13 protein-coding genes are annotated in these 13366 nt (G+C 61.7%); 7 read left to right on the top strand and 6 right to left on the bottom strand.

Annotation, left to right across the window (positions count from 1 at the left end; all coding sequences use genetic code 11):
• Nucleotides 1-8 precede the first annotated feature (8 nt).
• On the top strand, nt 9-950 hold the full coding sequence (locus HBO19_RS08685; protein ID WP_170057294.1) for a carbohydrate kinase: 942 nt from the start codon (nt 9-11) through the stop codon (nt 948-950).
• Nucleotides 951-1090: 140 nt separating this feature from the next.
• The gene (locus HBO19_RS08680) at nt 1091-3745 is read left to right on the top strand and encodes an autotransporter outer membrane beta-barrel domain-containing protein (RefSeq protein WP_170057293.1); all 2655 of its coding nucleotides are present in this window, start codon (nt 1091-1093) and stop codon (nt 3743-3745) included.
• Nucleotides 3746-3749: 4 nt separating this feature from the next.
• Here HBO19_RS08680 and aqpZ read toward each other — a convergent pair whose 3' ends face one another.
• On the bottom strand, nt 3750-4424 hold the full coding sequence (aqpZ, locus tag HBO19_RS08675) for an aquaporin Z (protein ID WP_170057292.1): 675 nt from the start codon (nt 4422-4424) through the stop codon (nt 3750-3752).
• Between the two features lie 134 nt (nt 4425-4558).
• Here aqpZ and HBO19_RS08670 point away from each other — a divergent pair, with 134 nt between their 5' ends.
• Nucleotides 4559-4939: a hypothetical protein gene (locus HBO19_RS08670; RefSeq protein ID WP_169951830.1), complete on the top strand. Its 381-nt coding sequence runs from the start codon at nt 4559-4561 to the stop codon at nt 4937-4939.
• Here HBO19_RS08670 and HBO19_RS08665 read toward each other — a convergent pair whose 3' ends face one another.
• A complete protein-coding gene (locus HBO19_RS08665) occupies nt 4940-5197 on the bottom strand; it encodes a DUF1652 domain-containing protein (RefSeq protein ID WP_169951832.1) in 258 nt (85 codons plus the stop codon).
• Between the two features lie 247 nt (nt 5198-5444).
• Here HBO19_RS08665 and eco point away from each other — a divergent pair, with 247 nt between their 5' ends.
• Nucleotides 5445-5927, top strand: a complete 483-nt coding sequence (gene eco, locus HBO19_RS08660; RefSeq protein WP_170057291.1) for a serine protease inhibitor ecotin — start codon at nt 5445-5447, stop codon at nt 5925-5927.
• 157 nt (nt 5928-6084) lie between these two features.
• Here the strand turns inward: eco and ilvA are convergent, their stop codons facing one another.
• Nucleotides 6085-7131 carry a threonine ammonia-lyase, biosynthetic gene (gene ilvA, locus HBO19_RS08655; RefSeq protein ID WP_170057290.1) on the bottom strand — a complete coding sequence of 349 codons (1047 nt, stop codon included), beginning with the start codon at nt 7129-7131 and terminating at the stop codon, nt 6085-6087.
• Nucleotides 7132-7381: 250 nt separating this feature from the next.
• Between ilvA and HBO19_RS08650 the strand changes: the two genes are divergently transcribed.
• Nucleotides 7382-7582, top strand: coding sequence for a ParD-like family protein (locus HBO19_RS08650; RefSeq protein WP_169951839.1), 201 nt, complete (start codon nt 7382-7384; stop codon nt 7580-7582).
• On the top strand, nt 7582-8337 hold the full coding sequence (map, locus tag HBO19_RS08645; RefSeq protein ID WP_170057289.1) for a type I methionyl aminopeptidase: 756 nt from the start codon (nt 7582-7584) through the stop codon (nt 8335-8337). The genes HBO19_RS08650 and map overlap by 1 nt, the downstream gene beginning before the upstream one ends.
• A 33-nt stretch (nt 8338-8370) precedes the next feature.
• Here the strand turns inward: map and HBO19_RS08640 are convergent, their stop codons facing one another.
• Both HBO19_RS08640 and HBO19_RS08635 read right to left on the bottom strand, forming a co-directional pair.
• Nucleotides 8371-9312: a magnesium transporter CorA family protein gene (locus HBO19_RS08640; RefSeq protein WP_169951979.1), complete on the bottom strand. Its 942-nt coding sequence runs from the start codon at nt 9310-9312 to the stop codon at nt 8371-8373.
• Nucleotides 9306-10892 carry a RimK family protein gene (locus HBO19_RS08635; protein ID WP_178121143.1) on the bottom strand — a complete coding sequence of 529 codons (1587 nt, stop codon included), beginning with the start codon at nt 10890-10892 and terminating at the stop codon, nt 9306-9308. The genes HBO19_RS08640 and HBO19_RS08635 overlap by 7 nt, the downstream gene beginning before the upstream one ends.
• A gap of 92 nt (nt 10893-10984) precedes the next feature.
• Here HBO19_RS08635 and HBO19_RS08630 point away from each other — a divergent pair, with 92 nt between their 5' ends.
• Complete coding sequence (locus HBO19_RS08630) at nt 10985-12076, top strand: GNAT family N-acetyltransferase/peptidase C39 family protein (RefSeq protein ID WP_170057288.1); 1092 nt, start codon at nt 10985-10987, stop codon at nt 12074-12076.
• Here HBO19_RS08630 and sfnG read toward each other — a convergent pair.
• Nucleotides 12065-13174, bottom strand: coding sequence for a dimethylsulfone monooxygenase SfnG (sfnG, locus tag HBO19_RS08625; RefSeq protein ID WP_170057287.1), 1110 nt, complete (start codon nt 13172-13174; stop codon nt 12065-12067). The two genes, HBO19_RS08630 and sfnG, sit on opposite strands and share 12 nt — an antisense overlap.
• Nucleotides 13175-13366: the final 192 nt, after the last annotated feature.

The following is a 13366-nucleotide window of genomic DNA, read 5'->3' as shown; positions in this document are numbered from 1 at the left end:
GAATAATTATGTATCTGGTGTGTGGCGAAGCGCTGTTTGATTTTTTCAGCCAGGAGGATCCCAGCGGGCAGGCCTCCAAAGTCAATTTCAAGGCGCTTGCCGGCGGTTCGCCGTTCAACGTGGCGGTGGGGCTGCGCCGTTTGGGGATCGAGGCCGGGCTGTTCGCCGGGTTGTCCAGCGACTACCTGGGCCAGCGCCTGCGCCAGGTGCTCGAGGATGAAGGGGTACACGACGAGTACCTGTTGGAGTTTGCCGCGCCGACCACCCTGGCGATGGTCGCCGTGGGTGCCAACGGCTCGCCGCAGTACAGCTTTCGCGGCGAAGGCTGTGCCGACCGGCAGTTGCAGATCGAGCATTTGCCCGCCCTCGATGCGCAGGTACGCGGCCTGCATTTTGGTTCGTTTTCGTTGGTGGTGCAGCCGGTCGCCGATAGCCTGCTGTCCCTGGCCCGCCGGGAAAGCGGCAAGCGCCTGATCAGTCTCGACCCGAATGTACGCCTGAATCCCGAGCCGGATATCGAGGTATGGCGCCAGCGCGTGGCCGAGTGGGTGCAGCATGCCGACCTGATCAAGGTCAGCGATGAAGACCTGCACCTGCTCTACCCAGGCCAGGCCCCCGAAAGCGTGCTGCAAGGCTGGTTGCAGCAGCGCTGCCAACTGGTGTTCCTGACCCGTGGCGGCGATGGCGCGAGCGTGTTCAGCCGCCAGCATGGCAGTTGGTCGGCACCGGCCGTCAAAGTGGTGATGGTCGATACCGTGGGCGCTGGCGATACCTTCCAGGCGGCCTTGATCGCCTGGCTTACCGAGCAGCAGTTGGATTCGGTTGAGGGGGTGCAGGGGCTGGCCCGGGAACAGATCGACAGCATGCTCAAGTTCGCCATTCGCGCCGCCGCGCTGACCTGTGGCAAGACCGGGCCAGACCTGCCCTATCGCCAGCAATTAAACGCTTAGATACAGGCATAACTGCACAGTGCCATCACTGCAGGCCACGGATTTCGTGGCTTTCAGCCTTGCCTTAAACATTGCGATTCATCCCAGGCTGTACTAGACCCTAGTTACGTATATTTTTCCTACATGGGCAGGGATGATCGATGAGCAATGAACGGACTTTTTTCAAGCCAGCCGTTTTTGTAGTCGGCATTCTTTCACTCCAGACTCCTGCCCAGGCCGCATGCGTCCTCACCCCAGGCAGTGGCGACGACAGCTATACCTGCGACAGCGGCACCTCGGCAGGCGGCCTGACCGACGTATCCGGCAACAACAGCCTGACGCTGCCCACGGGGGGCTCCGGCACCGTCAATGGCAATGTGCTGTTCGGGCCGGGCGTCGACGGGGTCCAGATGAACTCCGGCAGCATCGTCGGCTCGGTGACCCAGGGCGACGGCGCCGATCGCTTCCAGATCAGCGCCGGGACCGTCACCGGGGCAGTCTCCCAGGGCAACGGCATCGATGACTTTGTGATGAGCGGCGGGCAGATCCAGTCCCTGGCCCAGGGCGATGGGCGCGACACCTTCACCATGACCGGCGGCACCATCGTCGGCGCCTTTGAAGACGGCGATGTGGCCAGCCAGAGCGCCGGGACCATCGGCCGAGTGGACATGAAGCTGGACAACAACATCTATGACCTGTCCGGTGGCGCAATCCTCGGCAACCTGGTGACTGGCTTTGGCACCGACCGGATCAGCGTGTCCGGCGGCACCATTGGCGGCAACATCAGTGTCAGTGGCGGCAACGACACCCTTCTCGTCAGCGGCGGCGTGATCAACGGCGAGATCCGCGCCAGCCTCGGCAACGACACCTTCGAATGGCGTTCGGGCGGCGTGATCAAGTCTGCGGTGCTGATGGGCGACGGTGACGACACGGCATTGCTGGCCAACCTCAACGAAACCCTGCTTGGCAGCACCCCCTCGATTGACGGTGGCCTGGGCAATGATCGCTTGACCTTCGACAACACCACCTCAGGCAATGCTGGCCGCTATATCGGCTGGGAAACCTTCGACCTCAACAATGGCTCGCGCCTGGACCTGACGCAGGATCTGTTCCTGGGGGACAACACCAGCGGCACCGGGGTGTTGTCCATCGATAACAGCAGTGTGCTGGCGGTGACCCAAGGCAGTATCCGGCCCTACACCGCAGGCCAGTTGGCCACCCTGAACAATGCCGGGACCATCGACATGGCCAGCGCCAGCAACAGCGCCACGGATTCGTTGACGGTGCACGGCAACTATGTCGGTAACAACGGCCAGTTGTGGCTGCAAACGGTGTTGGGCGACGAGACCTCGGCCACCGACAAGCTGCTGGTGTCCCAGGGCACGATCAGCGGTAACACCCAGTTGGCCGTGAGCAACCTGGGCGGCCTGGGTGGGTTGACCCGCAACAATGGGATTGAAGTGGTGCAGGCGCTCAATGGCGCGACCAGCAACAGCGACGCGTTTGCCCTCAAAGGCGCGGTGTCGGCCGGGGCCTATGAGTACTTCCTGTTCAAGGGCGGCGTGACGGCCGGTTCGGAGAACAGTTGGTATCTACGCTCTTCAGTGGTGGCCGTGCAGCCACCCGCCGTGCCCACGCCGCCGGTGGTGCCACCGGTGATCGTGCCAGAACCCCCTATCCCGGCCGTGCCTCCGGTGGTCGGCCCCGACGAGCCTTTGGTCGAACCCCCTACCGCGCAGCCCGTGGCTCCCGTCGAGCCTGCGCCGCCACCACCGACCCAGGTCCCGGCCGAGGTCTCGCCAACCCCTGCCGACTCCACGCCGCCCTTGCCCACCGCCGTGGCCGGCGCCGAGCCGATCCCGCTGTATCGCGTCGAGGTGCCGGTGTACTCGGTGGTGGTTCCGGCGGCCCAGCGCATGACCTTGCAGGCGCTTGGCACGTTCCATGACCGCCAGGGCGAGCAAAGCCTGTTGGGCGAGACCGGCACCGCCCCGGCTGGCTGGGGCCGGGCCTATGGCAGTGACTTCAAGCAGAGTTGGTCCGGCACGGTGTCGCCGAGTTTCGACGGTTCCGTCAAGGGTTATCAGGTGGGCCATGATCTCTATGCCTGGGCCACCGATGGCGGGCAACTCCAGCGCCTGGGGCTGTTTATCGGGCAGAGCCGCCTGCAGGGTGACGTCAAAGGCTTTGCCCTGGGTTTTGAAGACCAGCGTTCCGGGCAAGTCAAACTCACCGGCGACAACGTCGGTGCTTACTGGACGTTGACCGATCCCAAGGGCTGGTACGTGGACCTGGTGGCCATGGGCACGCGCCTGGACGGTGACAACAAATCCGAGCGCGGGATAAAGATGGATACCAAAGGCCATGCGCTGGCCCTGTCTGCGGAGGCGGGCTACCCGTTCGCCGTTTCCGCGAACTGGGTGGTGGAGCCACAGGCCCAGGTGATCCACCAACAGATTGACCTCGATCGCCAGAATGACGGGATCTCCAGTGTGTCCTTCGACTCCCAGGATTACTGGACCGGGCGCGTGGGTGCCCGCTTGAAAGGTCGCTACCTGCTGCAAGACACCCCCGTTGAACCCTACCTGCGGGTCAACGCCTGGCGCACGTTCGGTGGCAGCGATACGGTGACTTACGATGACATTGATCGGATCAAGACTGACCACAAGTCAGCCTATGCCGATCTGGGCGTCGGCGTGGTCGCCAAACTGTCCGCCAGCGTCAGCGTGTACGTGGCCGCCGACTACAGCACCCAACTGGACACCAACACCCTGGAGGGCGTGAGCGGCAATGCCGGCATCCGCATGAGCTGGTAGCGGCTCACGGCCGCTCCCGTACGGCCCTGGCCACCATGGCCCCAAGGATGCCCCCGGCCAGGGGCACCAGCCAGAACAGCCAGAGTTGCTTCAGGTAATCGGCGCCGGCAAACAGTGCCGGGCCGGTGCTGCGGGCCGGGTTGACCGAGGTGTTGGTCACGGGGATCGACACCAGGTGAATCAGGGTCAGCGTCAAGCCGATGGCTATCGGCGCAAACCCGGGCGCTGTCACCCGCATGACGATAAACACCAGGAAGAAGGTGCCCACGCTTTCCACCACCACCGCAGCCAGCAGGCTGTACTGCCCCGGGCTCAAGGCGCCATAGCCATTGGCGGCGAACTCGCCGATTTCAAACCCCGGCCGGCCACTGGCGACCAGCGCGAGGATCGCCGCCGCAACCGTCGCCCCGGCGACCTGGGCAATGATGTAGGGCAACACATCCATTGCCGGTAGACGCCCTGCGACCCACAAGCCAACGGTGATCGCCGGGTTGAAATGCGCACCACTGATACTGCCTACCGCGTAGGACATGGTCAGCACACTCAGGCCAAACGCCAGCGCTACCCCCGCAAACCCGATGCCCAGGCCGGGAAACGCGGCCGACAGGATGGCGCTGCCACAGCCGCCGAACGTCAACCAGAAGGTGCCGAGAAACTCTGCTGCGATTTTTTGTTGCACGCACTACCTCAGCCACTGCCGACAGATTTGGCGAAACACTAGCAGCGAGATGGGAACGTGCCGTATCGGATTTGTCTGAGGCTTGCCGCACAGCTTATTCTTGGGCCCTTCTGAAACGGCCGAAAGGACTCGCCATGCGCCTCAGCTTCCACTCACTCGCCACCTTCACTGCCGTGCTATGCCTGGCCCTGGCGATTGCCTGGGGTGTGCGGCCCGACCTGCTGCTGTGGCTCTGGGGGGTGCAATACACCGATGCCAGCGGCCTGGTGGCGCGCCGCAATGCCATGCTGTTCCTGGCAATCGGCATCATGTTTTATCGCCTGCGTCATACCGCCCCGTCACCCACGCGCAGCGCGCTGGTGTCCGGCTTTATTGTCGGTTGCCTGGGGTTGGCCGCATTGGGGATGGGCGAATGGCTCAAGGGGCATGCTGGCCCGGGGATTCTGTTGGCCGTGGGCACGGAGCTGGTGCTGGGCCTGGGGTTTATCCAGGCCCGCAAGCCCAACGTGGGCTGATCAGTAGAGCCTGGCGCCGGCCCTGCGCGGGGCGGGTGCGTGGGCGTGATGGAGGTCTCCACGCAGCGTCGTGATCAAGTTACAGATGGCACGACTGCTGTCGAGTTTATCGGCCTGGATGCCGGTGACAGTCATGTTGGTGCCATCGTCGTCGTAGATTCTGATGGTCAACGACGCATCCTGGGCCTTGATGCATTCACAACGCCTGGGCAGGAAGCTTCCTTCAATAAGGCCGCGTAGTTCCAATTCCGAAAGCATGGCTGAACCTCTCCTTTTTTTGAGACCGCCAATGAATTTTTATAGATATCAATAGTCTGACCGCTGCCTTGCCAACCCTGGCAGGCACGTTCCATTGCAAAGCCTACTCCTTGTGTTTTTTGGCGTAGGATCCTTTCCTCATAAGCACCAGCAACCCTTATATAAGTTGCTGCTGGTTTGCACGGCCGGACGTTGGCGTGCAGCGTGGCAGTGACCGTTTCAGCGCCCCCCAAGATAAGGACGTCCCATGACTTCTTCTGCACTCAACATCCTTTGCGTACTGGCCATGAGCATGTTGGCCGCCCAGGCCCATGCCGCCAAGCTTGAAGATATCGCGCCCTACCCCAAGGCCGATGCCGGGCAGGTTCGCCAGGTCATCCACTTGCCCGCAAAGCCCCAGGAGCAGGACTTCAAGGTCGAAATCCTCGCCGGTAAAACCTTGCCTGTGGACTGCAACCAGCAGCGACTGGGTGGTGTACTGGAAGAGAAAAACCTCGAGGGCTGGGGTTATCCGTTCTACCGCCTGGAGAAGGTCAGCGGCCCCATGAGCACCATGATGGCCTGCCCCGAAGGCAAGACCCGCGAGGACTTTGTGCCGGTGGTCGGCGACGGTTTTGTGCTGCGCTACAACAGCAAGTTACCCATCGTCATATATGTTCCAAAAGATGTCGAAGTGCGTTACCGCATCTGGTCGGCATCGAGCACCGTCGAGAAGGCCAGGGTGCAGTAGCGCCTCACATCAGATGTAGGAGCGGGCTTGCTCGCGAAAGCAGTGGGTCAGTCAACATCAATGTTCGCTGGGCCGACGTCTTCGCGGCGATGCGGCGATCCGACAAGCCCGCTCCCACAATGGACGAGGTGTAGTTGCTGGCGCCATCGTAGCCTCGCTAAGGCTCGACAACGCCTACATTCAGGCTGTGCTGTTGCGCCGCCACTCGCTCAGCCACGTGGCGCAAGCTATCGAAGTTGATGTTGGCCCCGGAGTTGATCGCCACCAGCGTCTGCCCCCTGGCCCCGGTGCGTGTCACATAGCGGCGGATCCCGGCAACCGCCAGGGCACCGGAGGGCTCGGTGATGGAGCGAGTGTCGTCGTAGATCAGCTTGATCGCGCTGCACAGTTCATCGTTGCTGACGGTGATCACTTCATCGACATGCTCGCGGCAGATTTCAAAGCCGTAGGCGCCGATCTGCGCCACTGCGGTGCCATCGGCAAAGCTGTCGACGCTGGGCAATATCACCCGCTCGCCTGCACGCAAGGCCGCCAGCAGGCAACTGGAGCCTTCAGGCTCCACGCCTATGACCCGCACTTGCGGGCGCAAATACTTGATGTAGGCCGCGATGCCGGCGATCAAGCCACCACCGCCCACGGGCACGAATATCGCGTCCAGTGCACCTTGTTGCTGGCGCAGGATTTCCATGGCAACGGTGCCCTGCCCCGCAATCACGTCGGGATCATCGAACGGCGACACAAAGGTCGCGCCCGACTGTTCGGCCAACTGCAACGCGTGGGCCAGGGCGAACGGGAAACTGGCGCCGTGCAACACCGCGTCGGCGCCCCGCGAACGCACGCCAAGTACTTTCAATTCGGGTGTGGTGCTGGGCATCACAATCGTCGCCTTGATCCCCAGCTCACGCGCCGCCAATGCCACGCCTTGGGCATGGTTGCCTGCCGAGGCGGTGATCACCCCGCAGGCTTTTTGCGCCTCGCCAAGCTGCACCAGCTTGTTGTAGGCGCCGCGAATCTTGAAGGAAAACGTCGGCTGCAGGTCTTCGCGCTTGAGCAGGATCTGATTGCCAAGCAACGCCGACAGCGCCGGGGCGGCCTGCAACGGCGTGCGTACCGCCAGGTCGTAGACCGGCGCGGCGAGGATTTTCTTCACGTAATGCTCAAGCAATCCATCGTCGGCGGTGGACTGCGGCAGCGGGCTACTCATGGGTGTCTCCTGGCGTTTGACAGAGCCCTGGAGACGGAAAAACAAAACCCGCCTCTAGGGCGGGTTTGGGTACAGCCGATCGCTATCCCGCCAAATGAGGAATGGCGGTAATAATGCTTGGCTGGGAACGATAGGTTTGTAATGTCATGCAACAAAACTAACCGCCGGTCCTGGGCAAGTCAACACCGGGGTTTACGAGCAATATACGAAACGTATACGCTTTGTATATAAACTCTACACAGTGAACCCCATGGGCATCGTCAAGATCACCGACCAACTGCATGAACAAATCCGACTGGCCAGCGCCACGATGGACCGCTCTATCAACGCCCAGGCGGAGTTCTGGATCAAGATCGGCCTGCTGGCCGAACTCAATCCGCACCTGGCCTACAACGACCTGATCAACAAACTGTTGCTCGACAAGCCCGACCTGATCCGGGGGCGCAGCTGATGACCAAGACCCCTGCACAGATTGCCGTGATGCGCGAAGCCGGGCGCCTGCTGGGCCAGGTGTTCACCCTGCTCGACAACCGGGTCGCGGCCGGCCAGACCACCCTGGAACTGGATGCAGCCGTCGAGGCATTTATCCGCCAGGACCTGCAAGCCCGCCCCGCCAGCCTGGGGCAGTACGACTACCCCTTCAGCATCAACACCTCCATCAACGAGGTGGTGTGCCATGGCATGCCAAGTGCCAAGGACGTGTTGAAGGATGGCGATATCGTCAATATCGACATCACCCTGGAAAAAGGCGGCTTTATCGCCGACTCCAGCAAGATGTACATGATCGGTGCCGTCGCGCCCAAGGCCCGGCGCCTGGTGGAGCAGACCTTCGAGGCGATGTGGGCCGGTATCCGCCAGGTCAAGCCCGGCGCCCGCCTGGGGGATATCGGCCATGCGATCCAGAGCCACGCCCAGGCCAATGGCTACAGTGTGGTGCGCGAGTATTGCGGGCATGGGATTGGCCGGGAAATGCATGAAGAGCCGCAAATCCTGCACTTCGGCCGCCCAGGCACCGGCCTGACCCTGCGCGAAGGCATGGTGTTCACCATCGAGCCGATGCTCAACCAGGGCAGCGCCAAGGTGCGCAGCCTCAAGGATGGCTGGACCGTGGTGACCCGTGACAACAGCCTGTCGGCCCAGTGGGAACATACGGTGGCCGTCACCGCAGAGGGTTTTGAAGTGTTGACCCTGCAGGCCGGCGCCTAAGCCCGCCTGCACCGACGCGAATGCGGGGCCCGGTCACCCCGCTTTGCCGCCGCCCTTGGCAATCCGCCGCAGCCCCAGCACCATCCCCGCCGCGCCCAACGCCATTGCCAGCAAAAACAACGGGTACGCCACCCACCACGGCGTCCCCGCCGTCATCATGCTGAACTCGGACATGCCACCAATGCTGGCGATCAGATTCAGCGGCAGGAACACCACGTTGATCAGCGTCAGCTTGCGCAGCAGGTTGTTCATGCTGTTGTTCATCAGGTTGCCCCGGGCATCGATCAGCCCGGAGAACACGTTGGAGTAGATCTCCGCCTGCTTGTAGCACTGGTTGTTCTCGATGATCAGGTCGTCGATCAGGCCCAGGGTCTGCGCGCTGAAGTGTTCTTTTTCGCCGTGGTTGCGCAAGCGCGTCAAGACCGCGCCATTGCTGTGCAGCGCGTTGATGTAATAGATCAGGCTCTCGCTGAGGCTGAACATCTGCATCAGGTGGCGATTGCTCATGGAGGCGTTGAACTGCTGCTGCAACTCGCGGGCGACCAGCTTGATCACCTTGAGGTGGCCCAGGTAGTGGTGGATGTTGTTCAGCAGCAGGTCCAGCAACACGTCCAGCGGTGTATGCAGCGGTCGGCGCGCGCCGAGGCCCGACAACTGGCTGTCGTCGGTAGCAATCACCAGCAGGCGGTCGGGGGAAAACAGCAAGCCACAGGACGACACTTCAAACACCAGGTTGCTGCCCCCGGAGTAGTTTTGCGGGCGCTTCCAGATCAGAAACAGGTTGTCTGGGTGGAACTCGATGCGCGACACCTCGTCCGGGTCCAGTGCCGACGCCAGCGCGTGCTCATCGACTTTATAGCGCTCGCGCAGCAATTCACGCTCATCGCTGTCGGGATTGTTGAACAGCAGGATCTCGGCATTGTCGCGCTCGGTGCGGCGTAGCGCGCCCTCGTTGAGCTCAAAGCAGATCACCAGACCTGGCCCTGGCGTTTGAGCTCCAGGCGGCGCACGAACTCTTCCAGCACCAGGGAGTACAGGTCGTCCTGCAAGTAGGCGTCTTCGATCCCGGCGTCCATGTTCGGGTTGTCGTTGACCTCGATCACCACCACTTTGTCGCCGGACTGCTTCAAGTCCACGCCGTACAAGCCATCGCCGATCAGGTTGGCGGTCTTGACTGCCAGTTCCACGACGGCCTTGGGGGCCTCGTGCACCGCCAGGGTCCGGCATTCGCCGTTGATATCCTGGCCGATGGCCTTGTGGTTGTAGATCTGCCAGTGGCCCTTGGACATGAAGTATTGGCAGGCAAAGATCGGCTTGCGGTTGAGTACGCCAATGCGCCAGTCGTACTCGGTATAGAAAAACTCCTGGGCCAGTAGCAGCACCGAGTGTTCGAACAGCTCGGCCGTGGCGGCCAGCAGCGCCTCCTGGCTTTCCACTTTGATCACCCCCCGGGAGAAACAACCGTCGGGGATTTTCAGCACCAGAGGGAAGCCCAGGCGCTCGCCGACCCGTTCGAAATCTTGCGGTCGCTCCTTGTACAGAATCTCGGTGGCGGGCATGCCCAATTGATGGCTCTTGAGCATATCCGTGAGGTAGACCTTATTGGTACAGCGCAGGATCGACGCCGGGTCATCCATTACCACCAGCCCTTCACTCTCGGCTTTCTTGGCGAAGCGGTAGGTATGGTTGTCGACACTGGTCGTCTCACGAATCAACAAGGCGTCGTATTCGGCCAGCCGCGCGTAGTCCTTGCGTTCGATCAACTCCACATCGATCCCCAGGCCCTTGCCCACCCGCACGAAATTTTCCAGGGCCTTGGCATTGGACGGCGGTAATTGCTCCTGGGGATCATGCAGGATCGCCAGGTCATAACGGGCCAGCCGCCGCGAACGGGGTTGGCGCCAGATCCGGCGACTGAAGTTGTCCAGGGCATGGGCGAATTGATCTTCCTGATCATCGCGCAACTTATGTAAGACTCCAGACTTGATACCTTCGATATGCCAGCCGTTATGTTTACGAAACTCAACTAACAGGATCGGACACGGGAAAGCCTCAAATAACTGCCGGGCCAAATCCTGCAACGGTTCAATATTGGTCCGACCGAAATAAAGTGTCAGGGTAAAACCTTCGGTATTGCTGTAAAGGTGATGACTCAACGCTTTATCGAGGGTTTTATCCAGGTCATCCAGGGCCAGGCCATACAAGGATTTCTTTGTCAGCTCGCTGATGGTGCGCACCGACGGAATCACCTTGTGCCCCCGCGCCTCGGCCAGCAGCGAGCAGTAGTAACCATGCCCCAGGTACTTGTAGCTGCGGCACAGGTTGATCACCTGGACCCGTTTGCCCGCCTCGTTTTCCCGGGAGTGTTCGAGGTATTCCTGGGCGGTGACTATATCTTCGCTAGGGAAGTACGAGGCCCAGTCTTCCTTGCGTTCAACAATAATCACGACTTGGCTTGGGCTCTTGGGCGGGGTAGAAAAATATCCGCTGGAAGTTATTGTCGCCGAGACGGTTTGCTCGGATACTTCTCGCCAATGACTTTGTACCGCTGACATATTGATTGATCCGCTAGAGAACTTGACCTTTTCTATTAAGCACGATCTTTCACAGAAGTCTCGTTTAGTTACGCAACTTTTACGGCGGTTATATGACTCTTTCCTTTCGCGTTGCAACCCTCGAAGACTTGCCAGCATTGGTAATGTTGGAGCAGCACTGTTTCACCACTGACCGGCTGTCTGCCCGCAGTTTCCAGTGGATGATCAGCCGTGCCCACGCGCAGTTGCTGGTGGCCGAAAATGCCGGGCAATTGGTCGGTTATGCCCTGGTGCTGTTCCATCGCGGCACCTCGTTGGCGCGCCTGTACTCCCTGGCCATTGCCGCGCCGGCCCGGGGCATGGGCCTGGGCCGGCAGTTGCTGGCGCGCATCGAAGCCTGCGCCGTGGCCCACGACTGTGCGTACCTGCGCCTTGAGGTACGCACCGATAACCCAGGCGCCATCGCGTTGTATGAGCGCGCTGGCTACCGGCGTTTTGCCCTGATCAACGACTATTACGCCGACCATACCGACGCCCTGCGCCTGGAAAAACGTATCCTCCAGCCCGCGCACGCCCGCGCCTTGAGTGTCCCCTACTACCAGCAGACCACTGACTTTACCTGCGGCGCTGCCTGTTTGCTGATGGCCATGGGGGCCCTGTTACCTGGGCGTGAGTCGCTGCGCCGCGAAGAACTGCAGATCTGGCGCGAAGCAACCACCGTGTTCATGACCGCCGGCCACGGCGGTTGCAGCCCCCAGGGCCTGGCCCTGGCCGCGTGGCGCCGGGGGTTTGCTGTACGCATGCAGGTCAACGTGCGTGGGCCGCTGTTTCTCGATGGCGTGCGCAACCTGCATAAAAAAGAGGTGATGCGCCTGGTGCATGAGGGATTCGCGGATGAGTTGGCCCGCAGCAATGTGCAGCAGGTATTTGGCGGTGCGCTGGACCTGCCGCAGGTCCTGGACGGCGGCGGCCAGCCGCTGGTGCTGATCAGCAGTTACCGGCTGACGCGCTCCAAGTCACCGCATTGGGTGATCGTGACCGACTGCGATCAAGAGTTTGTCTACCTGCATGATCCCGACGTGGACCATAGCCAGCACCGCCAGCCCATGGACTGCCAGCACCTGCCGGTCAGCCATGGGGAGTTCGAGCGGATGTGCCGCTTTGGCAACAACCAACTGCGTGCGGCAGTGGTGCTATACCGGTAACGCCGCCTTGGCGCTGCCGGCCGCCGCGGCCTTGGCTTCCAGCTCGCGCACCAGGGGCAGCACGCGCTGGCCAAAATACGCCACCTCCTCCTGAAAATGCAGGAAGCCCGCCAGCACCAGGTCCACCCCCACCGCCTTGAGCGCGACGATGCGCTCGGCGATCTGCCGGGGCGTGCCGATCAGGTTGGTCTTGAAACCGTCGTTGTACTGCACCAGGTCAGCGAAGCTGGACTTGGCCCAGTTGCCCTCACCTTCAGGCGATGCCTTGCCTGCTTGCCTGGCCGCATCACCAAAGGCGTTGACCGCGTCCGGGTCGGCCTTGTCGATGATTTCGGCCAACACCGCCTGGGCCTCTTCTTCGGTGTCACGGGCGATCACAAATGCGTTGACCCCGATCTTGACCGAGTGGTTATTGGCGGCGGCCTTGGCCCGGATGTCATCGACCTGGGCCTTGATCCCCTGCGGCGTATTGCCGTTGGTGAAATACCAGTCCGACACCCGCGCCGCCATATCCCGTGCCGCACGGGAGCTGCCACCCTGGAAAATCTCCGGGTGCGGTTGCCCCAGGGGCTTGGGCTTGAGGGTGTAATTGTTGAAACGGTAGAAATCACCCTTGAAGGTAAAGTCATCCTGGGTCCAGATACCCTTCAGGGCACGGATGAACTCTTCGGAGCGCCGATAGCGTTCGTCATGCTCCAGCCAGTGCTCGCCAATGGCCTGGAACTCGCCCTTGAACCAGCCGCTGACGATGTTCACCGCCACCCGGCCATCGGTCAGTTGATCGATGGTGGCCAGCTGCTTGGCCGCCAACGCCGGCTGCCAGGGGCCCGGCAGGATCGCCGCGATCACCTTCAGTTTGCGGGTGGCGGCCAGCAGCGCGTGGCTGAAGGCCACGGATTCATGCTGGTATTCGGCACCGTAGCCGGCGGTGAAGCGGATTTGCGTCAAGGCGTACTCAAACCCTGCCTCCTCGGCCAGTTGGGCCAGCTTGCGGTTGTAGTCGATGCCCCAGTCGGTACGTTGTTCGACCTTGCTAACCACCAGGCCACCACTGACATTGGGCACCCAATAGGCAAATTTCACGGCTTGCTGAGTCATGGCTCGGTACCTCGCACACAAAGATTGTGCAAGTGGTGGAGCAGCAAGCGTGCCAGTGTGGGCCAAGCCACGTGGCACGGGCGTTTGGCCCCTGCGAGCCTGGGCCGGGCAATGTTGCCTTGGTGGATGGTTTGTTGGATCACTGTTGCTGGCACAACACCTACCGCACCTGCGCGGGTGTGTCGCAACAGT

The sequence above is a fragment of the Pseudomonas sp. WS 5021 genome (genome assembly GCF_012985535.1).
Taxonomy (GTDB): domain Bacteria; phylum Pseudomonadota; class Gammaproteobacteria; order Pseudomonadales; family Pseudomonadaceae; genus Aquipseudomonas.
This window is presented reverse-complemented; position numbering and strand designations above follow the sequence as displayed.